This window comes from Desertimonas flava, assembly GCF_003426815.1.
Classification (GTDB): Bacteria; Actinomycetota; Acidimicrobiia; order Acidimicrobiales; family Ilumatobacteraceae; genus Desertimonas; species Desertimonas flava.
Window position 1 is genome coordinate 75,076 of the sequence record NZ_QKYK01000001.1, and the last position, 20,133, is coordinate 95,208.

General features: G+C 69.6%; 22 protein-coding genes. 19 read left to right on the plus strand and 3 right to left on the minus strand.

Annotated features, from left to right (window positions below; translation table 11 throughout):
* Positions 1-59: 59 nt before the first annotated feature.
* The 14 genes from DN771_RS00345 to DN771_RS00410 all read left to right on the plus strand — a co-directional run bounded on the left by DN771_RS00345 (position 60) and on the right by DN771_RS00410 (position 14,443).
* On the plus strand, positions 60-1,739 hold the full coding sequence (locus tag DN771_RS00345; RefSeq protein ID WP_116995346.1) for a cbb3-type cytochrome c oxidase subunit I: 1,680 nt from the start codon (positions 60-62) through the stop codon (positions 1,737-1,739).
* 124 nt (positions 1,740-1,863) lie between these two features.
* Positions 1,864-2,445, plus strand: a complete 582-nt coding sequence (locus tag DN771_RS00350; RefSeq protein WP_116995347.1) for a cytochrome c oxidase subunit 3 — start codon at positions 1,864-1,866, stop codon at positions 2,443-2,445.
* Positions 2,442-3,614 carry a hypothetical protein gene (locus DN771_RS00355; RefSeq protein WP_116995348.1) on the plus strand — a complete coding sequence of 391 codons (1,173 nt, stop codon included), beginning with the start codon at positions 2,442-2,444 and terminating at the stop codon, positions 3,612-3,614. The genes DN771_RS00350 and DN771_RS00355 overlap by 4 nt, the downstream gene beginning before the upstream one ends.
* Positions 3,611-4,861, plus strand: a complete 1,251-nt coding sequence (gene coxB / locus DN771_RS00360; protein WP_116995349.1) for a cytochrome c oxidase subunit II — start codon at positions 3,611-3,613, stop codon at positions 4,859-4,861. The genes DN771_RS00355 and coxB overlap by 4 nt, the downstream gene beginning before the upstream one ends.
* A 1-nt stretch (position 4,862) precedes the next feature.
* Positions 4,863-6,881, plus strand: a complete 2,019-nt coding sequence (ctaD, locus tag DN771_RS00365) for a cytochrome c oxidase subunit I (RefSeq protein ID WP_116995350.1) — start codon at positions 4,863-4,865, stop codon at positions 6,879-6,881.
* On the plus strand, positions 6,878-7,576 hold the full coding sequence (locus DN771_RS00370) for a cytochrome c oxidase subunit 3 (protein ID WP_227462234.1): 699 nt from the start codon (positions 6,878-6,880) through the stop codon (positions 7,574-7,576). The genes ctaD and DN771_RS00370 overlap by 4 nt, the downstream gene beginning before the upstream one ends.
* A 13-nt stretch (positions 7,577-7,589) precedes the next feature.
* A complete protein-coding gene (locus tag DN771_RS00375; protein WP_162941382.1) occupies positions 7,590-7,910 on the plus strand; it encodes a cytochrome C oxidase subunit IV family protein in 321 nt (106 codons plus the stop codon).
* A gap of 363 nt (positions 7,911-8,273) precedes the next feature.
* Positions 8,274-9,170 (plus strand): cytochrome c oxidase assembly protein, encoded by an 897-nt coding sequence (locus DN771_RS00380; RefSeq protein ID WP_162941383.1) that lies wholly within the window; start codon positions 8,274-8,276, stop codon positions 9,168-9,170.
* Positions 9,171-9,223: 53 nt separating this feature from the next.
* Positions 9,224-10,519 carry a serine--tRNA ligase gene (gene serS, locus DN771_RS00385; protein WP_116995354.1) on the plus strand — a complete coding sequence of 432 codons (1,296 nt, stop codon included), beginning with the start codon at positions 9,224-9,226 and terminating at the stop codon, positions 10,517-10,519.
* Positions 10,516-11,163, plus strand: a complete 648-nt coding sequence (gene pdxH, locus DN771_RS00390; RefSeq protein WP_116995355.1) for a pyridoxamine 5'-phosphate oxidase — start codon at positions 10,516-10,518, stop codon at positions 11,161-11,163. Before serS ends, pdxH begins: the two co-directional genes overlap by 4 nt.
* A gap of 86 nt (positions 11,164-11,249) precedes the next feature.
* A complete protein-coding gene (locus DN771_RS00395; RefSeq protein WP_116995356.1) occupies positions 11,250-11,552 on the plus strand; it encodes a hypothetical protein in 303 nt (100 codons plus the stop codon).
* A gap of 94 nt (positions 11,553-11,646) precedes the next feature.
* Positions 11,647-12,264, plus strand: a complete 618-nt coding sequence (gene orn / locus DN771_RS00400; protein ID WP_116995357.1) for an oligoribonuclease — start codon at positions 11,647-11,649, stop codon at positions 12,262-12,264.
* Entirely contained in the window at positions 12,264-13,259 is a 996-nt protein-coding gene (locus DN771_RS00405) for an NAD(P)H-quinone oxidoreductase (RefSeq protein ID WP_116995358.1), read from the plus strand. Before orn ends, DN771_RS00405 begins: the two co-directional genes overlap by 1 nt.
* Positions 13,260-13,327: 68 nt before the next feature.
* The gene (locus DN771_RS00410; protein WP_116995359.1) at positions 13,328-14,443 is read left to right on the plus strand and encodes an MBL fold metallo-hydrolase; all 1,116 of its coding nucleotides are present in this window, start codon (positions 13,328-13,330) and stop codon (positions 14,441-14,443) included.
* Positions 14,444-14,539: 96 nt separating this feature from the next.
* On the opposite strand, the gene DN771_RS00415 is transcribed toward DN771_RS00410, so the two are convergent.
* Complete coding sequence (locus tag DN771_RS00415; protein ID WP_116995360.1) at positions 14,540-14,866, minus strand: WhiB family transcriptional regulator; 327 nt, start codon at positions 14,864-14,866, stop codon at positions 14,540-14,542.
* 170 nt (positions 14,867-15,036) lie between these two features.
* On the opposite strand from DN771_RS00415, the gene DN771_RS00420 reads away from it, so the two are divergent.
* Entirely contained in the window at positions 15,037-15,354 is a 318-nt protein-coding gene (locus DN771_RS00420; protein WP_116995361.1) for a hypothetical protein, read from the plus strand.
* Between the two features lie 200 nt (positions 15,355-15,554).
* Positions 15,555-15,935, plus strand: coding sequence for a WhiB family transcriptional regulator (locus DN771_RS00425; RefSeq protein ID WP_205528346.1), 381 nt, complete (start codon positions 15,555-15,557; stop codon positions 15,933-15,935).
* 144 nt (positions 15,936-16,079) lie between these two features.
* Here DN771_RS00425 and DN771_RS00430 read toward each other — a convergent pair whose 3' ends face one another.
* Complete coding sequence (locus DN771_RS00430; RefSeq protein WP_116995362.1) at positions 16,080-16,433, minus strand: VOC family protein; 354 nt, start codon at positions 16,431-16,433, stop codon at positions 16,080-16,082.
* Between the two features lie 59 nt (positions 16,434-16,492).
* Here DN771_RS00430 and DN771_RS00435 point away from each other — a divergent pair, with 59 nt between their 5' ends.
* Genes DN771_RS00435 through DN771_RS00445 form a run of 3 tightly spaced genes read left to right on the plus strand, consistent with a single transcriptional unit; the run spans position 16,493 to position 18,865 of the window.
* Positions 16,493-17,095: a TlpA family protein disulfide reductase gene (locus DN771_RS00435; RefSeq protein WP_116995363.1), complete on the plus strand. Its 603-nt coding sequence runs from the start codon at positions 16,493-16,495 to the stop codon at positions 17,093-17,095.
* The gene (locus DN771_RS00440; RefSeq protein ID WP_116995364.1) at positions 17,095-18,045 is read left to right on the plus strand and encodes a cytochrome c biogenesis CcdA family protein; all 951 of its coding nucleotides are present in this window, start codon (positions 17,095-17,097) and stop codon (positions 18,043-18,045) included. Before DN771_RS00435 ends, DN771_RS00440 begins: the two co-directional genes overlap by 1 nt.
* Positions 18,026-18,865: an NUDIX hydrolase gene (locus tag DN771_RS00445; RefSeq protein ID WP_116995365.1), complete on the plus strand. Its 840-nt coding sequence runs from the start codon at positions 18,026-18,028 to the stop codon at positions 18,863-18,865. The genes DN771_RS00440 and DN771_RS00445 overlap by 20 nt, the downstream gene beginning before the upstream one ends.
* Position 18,866: 1 nt before the next feature.
* Here the strand turns inward: DN771_RS00445 and DN771_RS00450 are convergent, their stop codons facing one another.
* Complete coding sequence (locus DN771_RS00450; RefSeq protein WP_116995739.1) at positions 18,867-20,096, minus strand: P-loop NTPase; 1,230 nt, start codon at positions 20,094-20,096, stop codon at positions 18,867-18,869.
* Positions 20,097-20,133: the final 37 nt, after the last annotated feature.

Genomic DNA, 20,133 nt, shown 5'->3' on the forward strand with positions numbered 1-20,133 from the left:
GCCTCTCCCCGCCCCGCGGTGGGCCGCAGTGCCGGCACCGCGTACAGAGCCCGACACGAATGAGCACTCTCGACCCCACCCTTCATCACGTCGCCGACGACACCGGCTCCACCTCCGGAGCGGTCACCTCGTCGATCGTCGCCGCGCTCACATCGAGCGATCACAAGGTGATCGGTCGCCTCCTCGTGACCGCCTCGCTCCTCGCCACGCTCGTGACCGGTGTCCTCGGGGCGCTGCTCGGGGCCGAGCGAATCAGCGGAGACGGCGATCTCCTGCCCGATCGCATCGTTCCCGAGCTGTTCGCCGGGTACCGCGTCGGTCTGGTGCTCGGCGGTGTCGTCCCGCTCCTGCTCGGTCTCGCCGTCTTCGCCGTGCCGCTCCAACTCGGTGCTCGTAGCCTCGCCTTCCCTCGACTCGCGGCCGCCGGCTTCTGGACGTGGCTCGGCGGCGTCGTGCTGCTCATCATCTCGCTGTTCAACAACGGCGGCCCAGAAGGCGGCGACGCCGACATGGTCCGCCTCTACATCGGCGCGCTGGTCCTCGTCACTCTCGGCCTGATCGCCGTCGCCGTGCCGGTTGCCACGTCGGTCCTCACCACGCGGGCCCCCGGCATGAAGCTGCACCGCGTCCCGCCGTTCGCCTGGGCGTCGCTGATCCATGCGCTCGGCGTCGTGCTCGTCCTGCCGATCCTCGTCGGCGTCCTCGCCTACCTCTACATGGACGATCGCTACGCCACGGCCGAGACGTCGCTGTTCGGCGGTGGCGCCGGCACCAACGACTGGGGGGCGTGGCTGCTCACCGGGCCGTCGCTGGCCCTCTTCGCCGTGCCCGCCGTCGGTCTGCTCGCCGAGTTCCTCCCGGTCGTCTTCCGCAAGCGCCTGCCGATGCGCGGCGTTCTGCTCGCCGGCATCTCCCTCGTCGGCGTGGGCATCCTCGCCGGCGTCACCCAGCAGCAGAAGTTCCGGCTGCCGGGCACGGGCGGTCCGGTCACCGGTCGCAACTGGCTGACCCGCCTCGGTTACCTGCTCAACTGGGCGATGCTGTCGCTGCTGCCGCTGCTCGGCATCGTCGTCGTCCTCGCCGTCGGAGCCCTGCTCGCCAAGCCGCCGAGCAAGGCCGAGCGCCGCGCCGGCGCCGCGGTCACCCCGAAGCCGATCGCCCCCTTCGTCTTCGCCCTGCTGGGCGTCGGTCTCGTCGCCATCGGCATCCTCGGCGCGGCCGCCAGCGGCATCGAGGATCTCGGGCTCGACGGCACCGTGTTCGAGGAGGGCGCCACCGTGGCGCTCGTGTACGGGGCCGTGCTCGCCGGCCTCGGAGGGATCGTCTACTGGTTCCCGAAGTGGACCGGCGCCAAGGTGCCCGACGCTCCGGCGTACGGCCTGGCCCTGCTCGGAGCGCTCGGTGCGGTCCTCGCCTCCGTGCCCTATCTGATCGCCGGCTTCGCCGACCAGCCGGCCCGCGCGGTCGTGTTCGACTACGAGGGCCCGAGCGCCCTCTGGAACGTCGCCGTCACCGTCGGCCACGCCGCCTTCGCCGTCACCGTCCTCGCCGTACTCGGGCTCCTCCTGAAGCCCGCCGGCAGCGCCGCCACCGCCGGTGACGATCCCTGGGATGCCCAGACGCTCGAGTGGGCCACCACATCGCCGGCGCCCGCCGGCAACTTCGCCACCACGCCCGCCGTTCGTTCGCCCGAGCCCCTGACCGACCTCAAGATCACGACGACAGAGGTCGCACCGTGATGTCCGGAGTTCAGCGAGCGCAGCGAGCGTCCCGAGGTTCGCGCGGTCAAGGTGTGCGGAGCGCTAGCGGAGCACGCCGTTCACGCGGCCTGCGTGGCCGGGGAACGCAGTCGAAGGAGAAGCAGTGACGTACGCACTCCCCGCCGCCCCGGCCCCGCCGCCCCGCCGGCAGGTGTTCGTGGGCACCGCCATCGCGTCGCTGGGCGCCATCATGCTCATGGGCGGCATGCTCGCCGTCTTCATCCGCAAGCGTGAAGAGGTGATGGACGCCGGAGAAGCGTGGCTTCCCCAGGGCGTCGAGATCCCCGGCGTGCCCGCCAACGTGATGCTCATCGGCGTGCTCGCCATTCCCCTGTTCGCACAGTGGGCCGTCTACGCCGCCCGGCGCCACGACCGCATCCACGTCGGCCTCGCCCTCGGCCTCGTCGGCGTCATCGGCCTCGCTGCCATCAACGCCCAGGCGTACATCTACAACAGGATGGACATGCCGGTGGCCGACTCCGGCTATGCCCCGATGTTCTATGCCATCACCGGGGCGATGGTCGCCCTGCTCATCATCGGCGTCGTGTTCACCGGCGTCACGGCGTTCCGCCTGCTCGGCGGACGCCAGTCCGACACGGAGCTCGTGTCGGCCCATGCCCTCTACTGGTACGTCATCGCCGGGGTCGTCTCGGCGGTGTGGCTGATCGTGTTCGTCACCAAATGATTCCCACCGGGTCGCGCCTCCTCATCGGCGCCACGCTCCTCTCCATCGTCGCGGCCATCATCTACGGCACCACCGTCAGCGGCTCCCTCGGCACGACCGGCCTCATCAGCCTGTCCGTCGCCTTCGGAGTGATCACGGCGATCAACCTGTTCACCCGCGACGCCGACGTCTCGGTGAAGGATCCCACCGCCGCCACCGAATCGGCGGCGGCGCACCATGCGCCCCGACCCAGCATCTGGCCCATCGTCGCGGGTGGCGGCGGCGTGCTGCTCGTCCTCGGCCTGATCACCTACCCGGTCGTCTTCATCTTCGGGGTCATCGCCCTGCTCGCCGCCACGATCGAGTGGATGATCGAGGCCTGGAGCGAGCGCGCCTCGGGCGACGTCGGGTACAACGCCGGCGTACGCGAGCGCATCGCCCACCCCGCCGAGATGCCGGTGCTCGCCCTGCTCGCCACGGGTGTCATCGTCTACTCGTTCAGCCGCATCATGCTGTTCCTGTCCAAGACCGGTGGCCCCATCGTGTTCGGTGTGCTCGCCGCACTGGTCCTCGCCGTCGGCGCTGCGGTCGCCTATCGCCCGCAGCTGCGCAACGCCACCGTGCAGGCCGTGGCGGCCGTCGCCGTACTCGGCCTCGTCGCCGGCGGCGTGGCGGCCGCACTGGCCGGACCCCGCGACATCGAAACCCACGAGACCACCGGGGCGCTCGCCACGCACGGCGAATGCGAGACCCCCGACGAGACCCATGCCGACAACAACGCCTCACAGACCATCGGGGCCAAGGCCAACGTCCACGGCGAGATCATCCTGCGCAGCGACGGCACGCTCGTCGCTCGCACCATCGGCATCCCGGGTGACCACTCCGCGATCACCATCACGCGGAGCAACCCGACCAACATCATCTTCCGCAACGAGAGCGACGACGACCGCCGCCTCGTGCTCCTGCTCGGCGAGGCCACCGCGGCCGAGGGTGCCGACAGCGGCGCTGACGCAGGGGAATCGACCGATGCCGAACACGCCGCACGCGAGCAGCTCTGCACCGCGCTCGCCGAGGCCGACGGCAGCCAGCTGCTGACGTTCGAGATCGGTGCGGCGTCGTCCGAGACGAACCACTTCGAGTTCGTCGTGCCCGGGGTCGACAATCAGTCTGTTGAGGTGATCGTTCCGTGAGTCTGTGGAGCCAACGCCCGGCTCGTCCCGCCGAATCGAAGGCGCGCCTGTCGACAGGCCGGCGGGCACTGCCGTTCGCCGCGCTCGGTCTGGTCATCCTGCTGGCCTCCTGTGCCAAGGATGCGCCGCAGGACACCTGGCAACCCGAAGGCGACAACGCCCAGAAGATCCACAACCTGCAGTGGCCGGTGTTCGCCATCGCCGGGCTGGTGCTGGTCATCGTCGCCCTGGCCGTGATGTGGTGCGTGTTCCGCTACCGCGACCGCGGCCAGGCCATTCCCGAGCAGACGCACGGCAAGCCGGCCCTCGAGATCGGTCTCACGATCCTGCCCGCCCTCATCCTGATCGGTGTCGCCGTCCCCACGGTCGGAACCTTGATGGCGCTCAACAAGACCGACGACACCGCGTGCGTCGTCAACGTCACGGGCCAGCAGTGGTGGTGGGAGATCGACTACCCCGCGGGCGACTGCGGCGGCGTGGCGATCGACCAGGCCATCGTCACCAGCGGCCAGCTCGTCATCCCCGAAGACACCAACGTGCTGCTGCGCGGCACGAGTCGTGATGTCATCCACAGCTTCTGGGTCCCGAAGATCAACGGCAAGCGCGACATGGTCCCTGGCCGCATCCACACCCTCCGCCTGCACGCCGATCACCCCGGCATCTACGCCGGTCAGTGCGCCGAGTTCTGCGGTCTCTCCCACGCCAACATGCGCATGGAGATCGTCTCGCTCTCACAAGCCGACTTCGCCACGTGGGTGGCCAACCAGCTCGAGCCGGTCGGCGAGATCGAAGGCGGTGAGCTCGCCGAGGAAGGCGAGGCCCTGTTCATCTCCAACTGCTCGCGCTGCCACCAGGTCAACGGCCAGGTCGGCGCCGACGGCCAGCCCGTCATCGCCGCCCCCGAGGACAACGTGTACTCGGGAGCTGCGCCGAACCTCACGCATCTGATGTCTCGCAACACCTTCGCCGGAGCGACGTGGGACCTCCTCACCCCCGAGTGCCGCGAGGCCGTCTGGGAGGCCGAGCCCGAGGACTTCGGAGCGGCGTACCTCGAGGGCGTCACGGCAGAATGTCTCAACGAGGTCGACCTGCGCGAGTGGCTGCGCAACGCCCCCGAGAAGAAGCCGATGTTCACCGAGCAGGACGAACTGGCCGAGACCAACGGCCTGCCCCGTGGCATGCCCAACCTCAACCTTTCCGAGGAACAGATCGACGCCCTGATCGCGTACCTGCTGGAGCTGAACTGACATGGCGATCATCGAACGACCCGTCCCCGCAACCGTGGGTGCGCCCGTGGTGGCGCCTCCGGTCACTCCGTCGCGTACCTTCGGAGCCTTCAAGCGTCCCGTTGCCGCCACCGGCTGGCGCTCGTGGGTGTTCACGGTCGACCACAAGAAGCTCGGCATCATGTACGGCGCCGCCGCCATCGTCTTCTTCGTGGTCGGCGGCATCGAGGCGCTGCTGATCAGGGCCCAGCTGGCCGGCCCCGACGGCACGGTCCTGTCGGCCGACCTGTACAACCAGATGTTCACCATGCACGCCACGTCCATGGTGTTCCTCTTCGCCATGCCGATGGCGTCGGCGTTCGCCAACTACATGCTGCCGCTGCAGATCGGCGCCCGTGACGTCGCCTTCCCGCGCATCAACGCCTTCGGCTTCTGGTGCTTCCTCTTCGGCGCCATCTTCGTCAACCTGTCCTGGTTCCTCGGCGGCGCCGCCGACGGTGGCTGGTTCATGTACGCGCCGAACTCGAGCGTGGCGTTCTCCCCGAGCAACGGCATCGACTTCTGGACGCTCGGCCTGCAGATCACCGGCATCGCCTCGCTCACCGGCGCCGTCAACCTGATCGTCACCGTGCTCAACATGCGCACCAAGGGCATGTCGCTGATGCGGATGCCGGTGTTCACGTGGATGGTGCTGGTGATCCAGTTCCTCCTCCTGTTCGCCATGCCGGTCATCACCGTCGCCCTGTTCCTGCTGATGTTCCAGCGCAGCTTCGACGCCACGTTCTTCACCGTCGAGGCCGGTGCTGACCCGCTGCTCTGGCAGCACCTCTTCTGGATCTTTGGCCACCCCGAGGTGTACATCCTCGTGTTGCCGTCGTTCGGCATCATCTCCGAGGTCCTGCCCGTCTTCGCCAAGAAGCCGCTGTTCGGCTACCCGTTCGTGGTCTTCTCGGGCGCGGCCATCGGCTTCGTCGGCTGGGGTGTGTGGGCCCACCACATGTTCGCCTCCGGCCTCGGTCCCGTCAGCGTCGCCGTGTTCTCGGTGGCCACGATGGCGATCGCCATCCCCACCGGCGTCAAGATCGTCAACTGGACGCTCACCATGTGGGGCGGCAAGTTGAAGTTCACGACGGCGATGCTCTTCGCCGTCGGCATGATCGTCGAGTTCACCATCGGCGGTCTTTCCGGCGTCACGCACTCCGTGGCCCCATCGGACACGCAGCAGACCGACACCTACTACATCGTCGCCCACTTCCACTACGTGCTGTTCGGCGGCGCCGTGCTCGGGTTCTTCGCCGGCTTCTACTACTGGTGGCCGAAGATCTTCGGCAAGTGCCTCGGCGAGAAGCTCGGCAAGTGGAACTTCTGGCTGATGATCATCGGCATGAACCTGACGTTTGGCCCGATGCACATCATCGGCCTCCAGGGCCAGCCCCGCCGCATGTACGTCTGGACCGACTACCGGGCCGGCGAAGGCTTCTTCAACCTCGGCTTCTGGAACCAGGTCTCGTCGGTCGGAGCGTTCATCCTCGCCCTCGGCGTGCTGATGTTCCTCATCAACGTCGTGCAGACCACCCGCAAGGGAGCCCCGGCGCCGCTCGACCCGTGGGACGCCCGCACCCTGGAGTGGATGACCACGTCGCCGCCCAAGGAGCACAACTTCGACTCGCTGCCCGAGGTGCACGCACTCGACGAGTTCTTCCATCGCAAGTACGCCGACGTGGGCGAAGGCAATCATCACGACCTGCAGAAGGTGGCGACGGCCGAGGACATCCTCGCCGAGCAAGAGGCCAACGCCGACCACCACATCCACCTGCCGTCGCCGTCCTACTGGCCGCTCGTCCTCGCCTTCATGCTGCCGTTCGTCGGCTTCGGCATCATCTACAACCGCCTCATCGCCATCGTCGCCGCCGCCCTCATCGTGGTGTCGATGTTCGGATGGGCGCTCGAGCCGTCGGTCGCCGACGAGAGCGACTACGACCCCGAAGAGCCCGACGCCGGGCCCGGAACCGACCTGGCCGTCGTGGGAGGCGCGACGTGACCGACACGAGCACGACCGAGAACGAGACCGACGTGTCCACCGACATCGACGACGCCACCGCCCAGGCCGCTACGCCGGTGCCGGTGGTCGACCCCGCCGGCCACGGCGAGCACCACGGCTCGCCCGACGAGCACGGCACCACCGGCCTCTCCAACAACAAGATGGGCATGTGGCTGTTCCTGGGTTCCGAGTGCCTGCTGTTCGGCGGCCTGATCTCCACCTACATGCTGTACCGGGGCCGGCACTCCGGGAACCTCGGCCCCGACCAGATCTACGACATCCCGTTCACGTCGGTGTCGAGCTTCGTCCTGCTGATGTCCTCGCTCACCATGGTGCTCGCCGTATCGGCCGCCAAGCGCCACGACGACCGCAACACCCGGGTGTGGCTGGTGATCACCGCCCTGCTCGGCGCCACGTTCGTCGGCGGTCAGGTGTACGAGTTCACGACGTTCTACAACGAGGGCCTGGGCTTCACCACGAGCCTGTTCTCGTCGAGCTTCTACACGCTCACCGGCTTCCACGGTGCCCACGTCACGATCGGCATCCTGATGCTGCTCGCCCTCACGCTGATCCACAAGCGCAAGCGGGTCACCGGCGACCAGGCCGAGGTGGTCGAGCTGGTCGGCCTGTACTGGCACTTCGTCGACATCATCTGGATCATCATCTTCACCCTCGTCTACCTGATCCCGGCCTGATATGACTGACGTCGTGACCGACCACGCCCCCGCCGCCAGTGACGGCGCCGACGCCCACCACGGGCCGAGCGATCTCACGTTCATCAAGACGGCCGGGGTCCTCGCAGTGCTGACCGCCATCGAGGTGTGGCTCAGCTACTCGGGCCTCAGCGCGAGCATCTTCGTGCCGATCCTGCTCGTCGTGATGGTGCTCAAGTTCTTCACCGTCGTGCTCGTGTTCATGCACATCAAGTACGACGCGAAGATCTTCGGCCGGCTCTTCTACATGGGGCTCTTCCTCGCGATCTTCGTGTACGTCGCTGCGCTGGCGACGTTCCACTTCTTCAGCAGCTGACGCTTCGTCCTCGGCGGCGTCGGTCGCTTCGCTCCCTCGCCGCCTGCGGCGAGTTTGTGAGGTGCTCGCTGCGCTCGCACTGAAGAGTTGAAAGAGGCGGCGGCGCAGCAAGCTGCGCTGATCGCCGCATCGAGGGGGGAATCCCCCCTCGAGCACCCCCCTTCGGCGCCCGCGCGTTGATCGCCTCGCGACCGGTCTCCAACGGCGGCCGCGTGTTGATCGCCTCGCTACCGGTCTCCATCGGCGCGTTGCTCGGCTCGAGGCCGGTTTCCGATCGGCCGCTGATCGTTCCACTCTCTCCGCGGCGGAAGTCACGGGGGGTGGGCTGGCTGGTTGGGGGGTGGCGGGGGCAGACTGGGGGGCGTGCCGAATCCATGGCGGTTTGAGCTCCATCTCGAGGTCATCGTCCTCGTCACCGCGCTGACGGTCGCCTACACGTACCTCGTGCGAGTCATCGGACCGGCCGCCGTGAAGGTGGGCGAGTCGCCGATCACCCGCAAGAACGTCTACGCCTTCGTCGGCGCCATGAGCATGCTCTTCGCCGCCAGCTGGTGGCCCCTCCACGACATCGGTGAGCAGTACCTCTACTCGGCCCACATGCTCCAGCACATGATGCTGTCGTACTTCATGCCGCCGCTGATCTGGCTGGCGACGCCGGAGTGGCTGATGCGCACCATCATCGGCCACGGGCGCTTCTACCACGTGGTCCGTTGGCTCACCCATCCGGTGGTCGCCGGCGTCACGTTCAACGTCGCCGTGATGGTGATCCACATCCCCGGAGTGGTGACGGCGTCGACCGAGAGCGGCCTCACCCACTACGCCCTCCACGTGATGGTCGTGACCACGTCGCTCTTGATGTGGATGCCGGTCTGCGGACCGATCCCCGAGTTCCGCATCGGCACGGCGCCCAAGATGATCTACCTGTTCCTGCAGTCGGTGGTGCCCACCGTGCCGGCCGGCTGGCTGACGTTCGCCGACGACCCCGTGTACCACAGCTACGGCAACCAGCCGCTCCGCCTCTGGGGCGTCTCGGCCGTCGCCGACCAGCAGCTGGCCGGGGCGATCATGAAGACGGGCGGCTCGATCTTCCTCTGGACGATCATCATCCGCCTCTGGTTCAAGCGCTTCGCCAAGTCGTACGCGCAGGAGCACAACTACCGGCGGACCCCCGTCACCGTTCCGGAGGCGGACGCCGGCACGCTCACCTACGAGGACGTCGAGCGCGAGTTCGCCGCCACACCGGCGGTGCGCGAGCCCTGACGAGGCGCCCAATCGGCGCTGGTCGGCGCCCCATCCACAGGTAGCGTCGGAGCGTGCTCGACGCCCGGCTCCTACGAACCGACCTGCCGGCCACGATCGCCGCGCTCGCCCGACGAGGCAAGCCCGAGCTGATCGATCAGCTCCAAACGGCGGCCGCCCTCGACTCCCGTCTGCGTGAGATCACGTCCGAGCGAGACACCGTGCGCGCTCGCGTGAACGAGCTCTCCAAGGAGATCGGACGCCTGCGACGGCAGCCCGACGCCGGCGACGAGGCGGAACGACTCGCCACTGAGAGCCGGGCGTTCGGCGAGCAGGAACGACAGCTCGCCGAGGATCACGGCGCGATCTCGGCCCAGCTGCGCGACATCATGCTCGGGCTCCCCAACCTCCCGTCCGAGCTCGCCCCCGACGGCGCCGGCGAGGACGACAACGTGGTGGTGAAGGGACCGATCGGGTTGCCCGACGAGTACCCCGACCACCAGCTGGTGCCGCACTGGGAGACCGGCGCGGCGCTGGGCATCCTCGACAACGAGCGCGCCGTGAAGCTCAGCGGGGCGATGTTCACGATGACGCGCGGGCTCGGGGCGACGCTCGGCCGAGCCCTCTGCCAGCTCGCCCTCGACCGCAACGCCGACGCCTTCGAAGAGATCCGGCCGCCGTCACTCGTCACGTCGGCCACGCTCACGGCGTCGGGTCAGCTGCCGAAGTTCGCCGACGACGCCTTCGCCATCGAGCGCGACGACCTCTGGGCGATCCCCACCGCCGAGGTGCCACTGACATCGATCTATCGCGACGAGGTCCTCGCCGACACCGACTTGCCGGTGCGGATGATGGCCTACACGCCGTGCTACCGACGCGAGGCGGGCTCGGCCGGTAAGGACACACGCGGCATGCTGCGTGCCCACGAGTTCGACAAGGTCGAGATCCTCGCCCTCGCCACCCCCGAACAGAGCCCGGACCTCCTCGACGAGCTGCTCGGCCGCGCCGAAGCCACGATCGCCGCCCTCGAACTGCCCTACCGCATCATCGACATCTGCACCGGCGACCTCGGCCAGACCCACCATCGCTCGTTCGACATCGAGGTCTGGTCGCCCGGCACGCAGGCGTGGCTCGAGGTGTCGTCGGTCAGCTGGTTCAGCGACTATCAGGCCCGCCGGGCCAACATCCGCTTCCGTCGGACCGGCCAGAAGGGCACCGAGATCGTCCACACCCTCAACGGATCCGCCCTCGCCGTGCCTCGGGTCTGGGCGGCCATCCTCGAGAACCATCGCCAGCCCGACGGCTCGGTCGTGATCCCCGAGGTGCTCCGCCCGTACATGCGCGGCGCCGACGTGATCCTCCCGAAATGAACGACGAGCTCGCCACTCGCCGGGTGCAGTACGAGACGGCGGGTCTCGACGCGGTCGATCTCGCCGGCGACCCGCTCACCCAATGGCAGCGGTGGTACGACGACGCCAGCGCGGCCGGAGTGACCGAGCCCAACGCGATGACCGTGGCGACGGTCGACGCCGACGGCCTGCCCGACGCTCGCGTGGTGCTCGCGCGCGGCGTCGACGAGCGGTCGCTCGTCTTCTACACCAACTACGACAGCGCCAAGAGCCGGCAACTCGCTGCCGCGCCGCACGCAGCCGCCGTCTTCGCCTGGCTCGACCTCCACCGTCAGGTCCGCATCCGCGGTGCCATCGAGCGCGTGCCGGCGGCCGAGAGCGACGCCTACTTCGCCGGACGACCCCGCGGCAGCCAGATCGGTGCCTGGGCGTCCCCGCAGAGCGAGGTGCTCGCCGACCGGGCCGAGCTGGAACGTCGCACCGCGGACGTCGAGCAGCGCTTCACCGGCACCGACGAGGTCCCGCGCCCGCCGTTCTGGGGTGGCTGGCGCCTCGTCGTGGAGACCGCCGAGTTCTGGCAGGGACGTCCGAGCCGCCTCCACGATCGTCTCCGGTACCGTCGCGGCGGCGCGGGGGCGTGGCTCGTCGAACGCCTCGCACCCTGAGCGGTCCCGGTGGGCCGTCGACGCCCGCGCTGATCGTCGGCCAATCGCCCTCGCCGACACCGGTTTGCGCCGATACCGTCGGCCAGATGGCGCACATCCCGACCGCACCCATCGCCGCCGCATCCCTCGTCGGCGGCTACGTCGTGGCCCGCGAGACCAAGAAGCGCCCGCTCGGCGGGCTCGTCTTGGCGGTCGGAGGCCTGCTCGCCGGGCGGCTGTGGCACCGCCGGGTCGGGCCGGTCGGGACGGCTGCGCTCACCGCCGTGTACCTCGGAGGGTTCGGTGGGTCTCACCCGTTGGCGAAGAAGATCGGTGCCTGGCCGGCCGTCCTCACCGCTGCCGCCACCAGCGCAGCAGCGTCCTGGCTCGTCGCCGACCGCCGGCGCTGACCGCGTCGACCGCCCGGCGGCAGGCCACAGGGGCCCGGTGGAGTACGCTTCCAAGAGTCGGCGGACGGCTCTCGGGTGGATTGGCTCGGGTGGAATGTGGTTGGAGGAACAGCGGAACGTGCTCGTCTGGATGGACCTGGAGATGACGGGACTCGATCACACGCGCGACGTGATCGTCGAGATCGCCACGATCGTCACCGACGATGAGCTGCGCGTCGTGGCCGAGGGACCCGATCTGGTCATCCACGCACCCGACGAGATCCTCGCCACGATGGATCCCGTCGTCGTCGACATGCACACGCGGTCCGGCCTGCTCGAGGCCATCCGCGCGTCGAAGGTCACGCTCGAAGCGGCCGGCGCCGCGACGCTGGACTTCATCCGCACCCACGTGCCCGAACCGGGCACGGTGCCGCTGTGCGGCAACTCGATCGGCACCGACCGGCGCTTCCTGGCTCGCTGGCTGCCGGAGATCGAGAAGCACCTGCACTACCGCTCCGTCGACGTCTCGAGCGTCAAGGAGCTCGTCCGCCGGTGGTACCCCGACGTGATCCAGGCGTCGCCCCGCAAGTCCGGCTCGCACCGAGCACTCGACGACATCCGGGCCTCGATCGAGGAGCTGCGGTTCTACCGCGGCGAGGTGTTCGTCGCCCCCCAGCCCGCCGTCGGCACACCAGCTCCCGTCGCCGTGGTCGCCCCGGCCGCCGACGACTGATGCGCGCCGTCCTCCTCACCGAGTACGGCGGACCGGAAGTCCTGCGGATCAGCGACGTCCCGTCCCCGGTCCCCGGTCCCGACGAGATCCTCGTCGACGTGCGGCACACGGCCGTCAACCGCGCCGACGTGTTGCAGCGTCAAGGCCGCTACGCCGATCCCCGGCCCGGCGCGCTGGCGATCCCGGGACTCGAGTACGCCGGCGTCGTCGCCGCCCTCGGCGAACGCGTCACCGGGTGGGCAGTCGGGGACGAGGTGATGGGCATCGAGTCCGGCGGCGGGTACGCCGAGCAGATCGCCACCGACGCCCGTCAGGCGATCCGCGTGCCGGCAGGCCTGTCGCTCGCCGACGCCGCCGCCGTTCCCGAGGTCTTCCTCACCGCCTGGGACGCACTCGTCGTCCAGGGTGGCCTCACGAGCGGTCGCTGGGCCCTGGTCCACGCCGGGGCGTCGGGCGTCGGCACGGCAGCGATCCAGATCGCCAAGGCCATCGGTGCTCGCATCGCCGTCACGTGCTCGGCCGGGAAGGCGGATGCGTGCCGTGAACTCGGCGCCGACGTCGTGCTCGAGCGTTCGCCGGCCGACTGGGCCGGCGCCCTCGGTCCGGCCATCGCTGCCGTCGACCAGACCCCGGGCGCCGGTGTCGACGTCATCCTCGACGTGATCGGCGGTGACGAGGTCGATCGCAACCTCACGGTGATCCGGCCGCAAGGCCACATCGTCCAGGTGGGCTTGATGGGCGGGGCCAAGGCGACGGTGAACATGGGCCTGCTGCTGGCCAAGCGCCTGCAGTGGACCGGCACGGTGCTGCGCGCCCGTCCACCCGAGCAGAAGGTGGCGATCAGCCGGCGTTTCGCCGACGAGGTCGTGCCGTTGTTCTCCGCCGGCGTGCTGCGTCCCGTCATCGATCGGCGGTTCCGGCTCGACGACATCGCCGAGGCCCACCGCGTCATGGAAGCCGACGCCAACGTCGGCAAACTGCTGATCGACGTGTGAAGGCGGTCGGCCCCGTACGGCCGCGGCTCGGTGCGTCTGGTGACGGGATGCCCTCGTAGGGTGGGCAGGTGGGATCGACCGACCAGCACACACACGCTGAACCGCCGGCGTCGCCCAAGCCTCGCAAGCAGGAGCAGGAGCCGGCGTCGGAGGAAGTGACCGAGGTCGCGCCGGGTGTGCTCCGCTGCCAGCTGCCCATCTCGATGCCCGGTCTCGGCCACGTCAACTGCTACGTCCTCGAGGACGAGCGTGGCGCGACCATCGTCGATCCCGGGCTTCCCGGCCCGCGGACGCTCGGCGTGCTCCGCAAGCGGCTGGCGAGTGCCGGCATCCCGCTCAAACGGGTGCACACCGTCGTCGTCACGCACTCCCATCCCGATCACTTCGGTGGCGCCGGCTGGGTGCGACGCGAATCGGGCGCCGACATCGTCACGCACAAGCTGTTCCACGTGTTCTGGGACCGCAACGAGCCACCCGACCTCGACGTCGAGGACCTGGCTGCTCTGGGATCGGGTGGTGAGGAGGAGCCGCTGCGCCGGCGCCGGTCGCCGTGGGACCCACCGCCGTGGGGCGGCCCCTCGATGCGACCTCCGCTCAAGCGCCGCCTGCTGATGCGCGGGGCTCGCCGCTTCCCGTCACTGGCCCGGACGCCGCGGCCGACCGTCCGTCTCGACGACGCCGATCGCATCACACTCGGCGGCCGCGAGTGGGTGGCGTTGTACACGCCCGGCCACACCGACGATCACCTCTGCCTGTTCGATCCGGCCGACGGCGTGATGCTCTCCGGCGATCACGTGCTGCCGACGATCACGCCGCACATCGGTGGGTACGTCCGCAACGTCGACCCGCTCGCCTCGTTCTTCAACTCGCTCGACAAGGTGGCGGCCTACGGCTCGCAGGTCACCGTGGCCCTCCCGGCCCACGGCCAGCCGTTCGCCGACCTGGCGGGACGAGCCAAGAGCATCCAGGAGCATCACCTCGGTCGCCTCGACATCGCGCGGGCGGCGTCGGAGGAGGCCGGCCGGCCGTTGACCGTGAGCGAGATGTCGACGCACCTGTTCTCGCCCCGCGCCCAGGGTCCGATGGCCGACAGCGAGACGTTCGCCCACCTCGAACACCTCCGGTTGCTCGGCGCATACCGCCGCACGGACACCGACGAGGGCTACCTGTACGAGCCCGCCTGAGGGCGCCGCTGGAAGTCGACACGGCCCGGCCGGACGCGCGGTGGTGGGTATGGGTGGTGGCCGGCCGGGCCGAGTCGATGGTCCGACTCGCGTGAGCTACGCGACGTCGGGGAAACCCGGGAGCTCGGGGTAGTCCGGGATCTCGGGCACGACGATCGCCGGGCGAGGCACCCGTGGTGGACGACCGCGGCCGCGCTTCTCGACGACGGGAACCCCGTCGACGAAGATCTCGCCACCCCACACGCCACACGGCTCCTGGCGCTCGATCGCACCCGAGAGGCAATGCGGGCGGGCGACGCATTGCAGGCAGATGGCCTTGGCGCGGGCCATGTCGTAGGGGTCCTCGGAGAAGAAGAGTGCGCTGTACGTCCCTCGCTGGTCGGTGCAGCGGGCGTAGCGCTTGATGAGGTTCACCGCGTCCATGTCTCTTGTTGAGTCGCCAGCGCCCGGTTTGATGCAAGAAAAATTGCTCGTTTCGGAAACCTCCTTGACGGGGCGCCACCGAACCTGATTTCCTGGGCAACGTTCTGTGCAACTCGCGCCGTCCGCACTGGGAGTGCGGACCGCCCCGACCGATTGAGGAGAGCCCGGCAATGATCAGCACCTTCACCATGGAGCGCCCGGCGATGCCGCCGATGGCCGCGCCGGTGGGTGCTGCGCTGGCAGCCCTCCCGCCGGTCGAGATGGCCACCGGTCTGCCCGGCCCGATCGGCTCCACCCGGCTCACCGGCGTGTTCGCGCACGCCACCGGTGGGTTTTCGGGCATGGCCAACGGCTCCGGCATCGCGTCGTCCCCGGCAACGTACGCCGTCGACGGCGTGAAGCCGAACGTTTGCCACGAGTGGACCCGTGACCGCCAGGTCGGCATCACCCTCCGTTCCTCCCGGCACCTCCGAAGTCCTCGAACCTGACAGAGTTCGAGACTCGCTTCTGAGGCCGCCGGGTTCCCCCGGCGGCCTTTCTGGTTTTCCGCCTCCTGACCGCCCCGCATTCGACGCAGACATCACCCACCCCACCACAACCGGCCGGAAACGACATGACACCGACTCTCACCCCAACGACCAGCACGACACCGACAAGCGAACGACTCGAACCACAGGAAGCCACCCCCATGATCACCATGATCCCCAGACCGAGCCTGGCGGCCATCGCCTTGCTCCCGGACGTCGACGACGAACTCGACGAGGCCGTGATCCGCACGGCCGGCCCCCGCTGCGCCGACGGCAACGGCACCCTGACGCCGCTGTTCTTCAGCGACGACCTGGTCGACATCGGCCGGGCCAAGGCGATCTGCGCCAAGTGCCCGCTGCAGGCCAACTGCCTCAGCGACGCCATGGACCGCGAGGAGCCGTGGGGCGTCTGGGGCGGCGAGCTGCTCCTGAACGGCCGCATCGTCACGTCCAAGCGGGCGTGCGGTCGCCCGCCCAAGCGTCCCCGCCCGCCGATGGTCATCGACGAGATGGGCATCGTCCCCTCCGAGAGCGTCGCGTGACCTGCTCGGCTGCGTTCCCCGGCCACGCAGGCCGCGTGGACGGCTCGGTCGGAGCAAGCTCCTCCCTCACCTTGGCCGCGCGGCACTCGCGACGTCAGCCCGATCGACCGCGAGGTCGATCGGGCTGACCCCCTCCTCCGGTGGTCAGGCTCCGGGCTGGTTCAATTCGACACGGTTGCCCGACGGGTCGCGCAGGAAACACTGCCGACCGGACCCGACCGCAACCGGATCGGTCACCTCGATGTCGCGAGCCCGCAGCTCGGCGACGTCGGCATCGATGTCGTCGGTTCGCAACGCGAAGTGCTGACCATGCTGGCTCGGTACGGTCGCCGCGATCAGGTGCACCTGCTGATCTCCGGCATCCAGCCAGGCACCGTCGAACGAGAAGGCCGGACGGTCGGGCCGTACCGTGAGGCCGAGCACATCGACGTAGAACTGCAACGCCGCCGCGACGTCGTGCACGTTGATCGACACGTGGTGAACCCCGCTGGTACGCATGACGACAGTCTCGCGCCGGCGCCTGAGATCGTCGATCGACCCGTCGGTAGGCTCTCCACGTGGCCGGAACCGCACGTCCACCGCTGCGCGCACAGATCGTCATCCTGATCGTCGCCGCGCTCGTCGCCGGGGTGGGTGCCGTCGTGTGGAGCCGGACGATCGCCGCCGACGAGGATCCGGTGGCCGAGGAGGACGACGTGCGGTTGTTCGACCCCGACGCGGTCGTCGACCCCGACTCCTCCAACCCGCCGAACGATGGCGAGGCGTTCCCGGTCGTGCAGGTGGCGTCCGCCGACGGGGACATGATCTCCCTCGAGTCCGACGGCCGGCCGATGGTGGTGAACCTCTGGTGGAGCGGGTGCGGCCCATGTGCCCGCGAGCTGCAGGCGTTCAGCGACGTCGATGCCGAATACGCCGGCGACGTGCGGTTCGTGGGCGTCAACCCCCACGACGACGCCGAGAAGATGCTCGAGTTCGCCGCCAATCGCGGCGTCGGCTACGAGCTGTACCTCGACGAGGGCTACGAGCTCCTCGACGCGACCGGGCTCGTCTACTTCCCGATGACGCTGTTCGTGTCCGCCGACGGTCGCATCGTCGCCCAGACGGGCGAGGTGTCCGAGTCCGAGCTGCGCGAACAGGTCGCCGCCATCGCGGTCACGTGATGCTGGCGCTCCAGGCCGACTACGGCCTCAGCTTCCTGCGTGGCATGTTCGCCACCGTCAACCCGTGTGGCTTCGTCCTGCTGCCCACCTACCTCGTGTACTTCCTCGGCAACGAGGCGATGGCGGGGGCCGCGGGCGCGACCGGCGGGCAGCGGGCCTCGGTGCGGCGGGCTCTGTTGGTCGGGACGGCCGTGTCGGCCGGGTTCATGGCCGTGTTCATCGTCGTGGGCCTCGTCACCGGCACCGTCCACGAATGGGTGGTCGACAATTCGAAGTACGTCACCCTCGTGCTCGGCGGCGGGTTCGTGGTGCTCGGCACGGTCATTCTCGCCGGGTATCGCCCGCGGTTCGCCACCCCGCACCTGTCGGTCGACCTGTCACGGCGCGACATCCGCACGATGTTCTCGTACGGAGCCGCCTACGCGATCGCCTCGCTCGGATGCACGATCGTCGTGTTCCTCCCCGTGATCGCGTCGCCGCGGGGCGGCTTCGCCCGCAACGTCGCCAACGTCGTCATGTTCTCGGCCGGCATGGGTCTCGTCGTCGTCGCCCTCACGGTGAGCCTGGCGCTCGCCAACCAGCTGATGCTGCGCGCCATGCGGCGCGTGATGCAGTACGTCGACCTCCTCGCCGCGGCGTTCATGGTGCTGTCGGGCCTGTACCTCGTCTGGTACTTCTTCGTCGTCGACGTGCAGGAGGACTCGTCGGAGTCGATCACCGGGGCGATGCGTCGTTGGGAGGAGCGGGTCCGCGTCCGCCTCAACGACAACTGGCAGGTGATCGCCGCCGTGCTCGTCGCCGTGGTGGCGCTCGCCATCGTGTACGCCGTCCGCAGATCTCCGGGCAACCGGGGCGGCCGGCGGACCGACTCGCCGGAGCCGCCCGCCGGGTCCGAACCCCGTTCGCTCGCCGGGGTAGCGTCGGCCGGCGATGATCGCCACCTCGACTGACACGGACGTGCCGCCGGCCAGGCCGGCCGCGACCGTGATGCTGATCCGCGACGCCGACGCCGGGGCTGGTGATGCGCGTGGGCCAGGGCTGGAGGTCTTCGTCCTCCGGCGCGCGGCCGCCGCCGCCTTCGCCGGTGGCTTCTACGTCTTCCCCGGCGGCAAGGTCGACCCCGCCGACGGCGGAGAGGCGATCGAACCCCTCAGCGCCGGTCTCGACGACGAGGCAGCGTCGGCGGCGCTCGGCATCGAGCGAGGTGGCCTCGCCTACTGGGTCGCGGCCATCCGGGAGTGCTTCGAGGAGGCCGGCGTGCTGCTGGCGCGCGGGCGCGACGGCTCGCCACCAGCACCCCGTCACGCCGATCGGGAGAAGGTGCACTCCGGTGAGCTGGCTCTCGTCGATCTGTGCCGGCGCGACGATCTCGTGCTGGACACGGCGGCGATCCGGTATGTCGCCCATTGGGTCACTCCGGTCGAGGAGCGGCCGCGCCGCTTCGACACGCGGTTCTTCCTCGCCGCCGCACCGGCGGACCAGGACGGTCGCCACGACGACGGCGAGACGGTGGACAGTCGCTGGGTCCGGCCGGCCGAGGCGCTCGACGAGGCCGAGGCGGGCGACCTCATGCTGCTCCCGCCGACGATCTCGACGCTGCGGTTCCTCGCCGGCTGCTCGACGGTGAAGGAAGCGTTCGCCCAGGCCGCCGCCGCCGGACCACCACCGAGGATCCTGCCCACGCTGCAGTACGACGAGGCGGGCAACGTGGTCGGCGTCTCGGCCGGGCCCGCCGGCGAGTTCTCCGTCGGTCTCCGGCCCAACCGCTGAGTCAGCGCCGCCGGGTGAGGGCCACCGGCTGCGCGTCGCCGCCGTCGCCCGGCGCGTCGAACGCCGCCTCGACGGCGGCGAGCATGCGCGCCGAGCAGCCCGCCATGTCGACCGCGCCCGGCGCCGCCCGCGGGACGACCTCGTCGAGTCGCTCGGCAATCGATCGGAACGCCAGGGCCGCCGGACCGTCACCCTCGAGGGCGACCGGGCGGCCGGTGTCACCGCCGGCAGCGACCGCCGGCTCGATCGGGACCTGACCGAGCAAGGGGACGCCGATGGCATCGGCCAGCGCCCGGCCCCCACCGGTGCCGAACAGGGCGTGTGTGTCGCCGTGGTGATCGGTGAACGCGCTCATGTTCTCGACGACCCCGACCACGCGCATGAAGCTGCGACGCGCCATGTCGGCCGCCCGCTGGGCCACCTTCTGGGCCGCCAGGGCCGGCGTCGTGACGACGAGCAGGTCGGCGCGGGGGAGGAGGCGCGCCAGACCCATCTGCACGTCGCCGGTGCCGGGTGGGAGATCGATGAGGAGGTCGTCGAGGTCGCCCCAGGCGACGTCGCGCAAGAACTGCTCGACCGCCTTGGTGAGCATCAGGCCACGCCACATCAGCGCGGTGTCCTCGCCGACGAGGAAGCCGGTGGACACGACCTTCAGCAGACCCTCGCCGACGGCCAACTCGTTGGGCTGGATGAGTGGCCGCGTCGAGTCGTCCTGCTTGATCGCCTCCATGCGGTCGGTGATGCCGAGCAGCCGCGGGACCGAGAAGCCCCAGATGTCGGCGTCGAGCACGCCGACGGTCCGGCCCGTGCTGGCCAGGGCGACGGCGAGGTTGACGGTGACCGAGCTCTTGCCGACCCCGCCCTTGCCACTGGCGACGGCGATCACGCGGGTGGACGGCGGGACCTGGGTGTCGCCGGCGTTCTGGCGGGCGTTCCACCGGGCCTTGCTCATCACCTCGCTGCGCTCGTCGGGGGTCATCTCGCCCCACGTGATGTGCACGCGGCTGACACCGGGATGGACGCCGACGCGTGACTCGATCTCCCGCTTGATGTCGGCGCGCATCGGGCAGCCGCCGATCGTCAGCTTGACCTCGACGTCGACCGCGCCGAACTCGTCGACCACCACGCCCGGCACCATCCCGAGCGTGACGATGTCGGCGCCGAGCTCGGGATCGATCACCGAGCGCAGCACGGTGAGCACGTCCTCCCGAGTGGGCGGCTGCGCAGTCATGTCCACTGCCCAGATTTTACCGGCGAATCCCGTGTAA

Bases quoted from the DNA above. Each gene is read 5' to 3' on its own strand.
- DN771_RS00445 (WP_116995365.1), top strand. From the start codon at position 18,026: ATGATCGCCACCTCGACTGACACGGACGTGCCGCCGGCCAGGCCGGCC.
- orn (WP_116995357.1), top strand. From the start codon at position 11,647: ATGTGGTTGGAGGAACAGCGGAACGTGCTCGTCTGGATGGACCTGGAG.
- DN771_RS00440 (WP_116995364.1), top strand. From the start codon at position 17,095: ATGCTGGCGCTCCAGGCCGACTACGGCCTCAGCTTCCTGCGTGGCATG.
- ctaD (WP_116995350.1), top strand. From the start codon at position 4,863: ATGGCGATCATCGAACGACCCGTCCCCGCAACCGTGGGTGCGCCCGTG.
- DN771_RS00355 (WP_116995348.1), top strand. From the start codon at position 2,442: ATGATTCCCACCGGGTCGCGCCTCCTCATCGGCGCCACGCTCCTCTCC.
- DN771_RS00405 (WP_116995358.1), top strand. From the start codon at position 12,264: ATGCGCGCCGTCCTCCTCACCGAGTACGGCGGACCGGAAGTCCTGCGG.
- DN771_RS00345 (WP_116995346.1), top strand. From the start codon at position 60: ATGAGCACTCTCGACCCCACCCTTCATCACGTCGCCGACGACACCGGC.
- DN771_RS00395 (WP_116995356.1), top strand. From the start codon at position 11,250: ATGGCGCACATCCCGACCGCACCCATCGCCGCCGCATCCCTCGTCGGC.
- pdxH (WP_116995355.1), top strand. From the start codon at position 10,516: ATGAACGACGAGCTCGCCACTCGCCGGGTGCAGTACGAGACGGCGGGT.
- DN771_RS00430 (WP_116995362.1), bottom strand. From the start codon at position 16,433: ATGCGTACCAGCGGGGTTCACCACGTGTCGATCAACGTGCACGACGTC.
- DN771_RS00425 (WP_205528346.1), top strand. From the start codon at position 15,555: ATGATCACCATGATCCCCAGACCGAGCCTGGCGGCCATCGCCTTGCTC.
- DN771_RS00415 (WP_116995360.1), bottom strand. From the start codon at position 14,866: ATGGACGCGGTGAACCTCATCAAGCGCTACGCCCGCTGCACCGACCAG.
- DN771_RS00420 (WP_116995361.1), top strand. From the start codon at position 15,037: ATGATCAGCACCTTCACCATGGAGCGCCCGGCGATGCCGCCGATGGCC.
- DN771_RS00450 (WP_116995739.1), bottom strand. From the start codon at position 20,096: ATGACTGCGCAGCCGCCCACTCGGGAGGACGTGCTCACCGTGCTGCGC.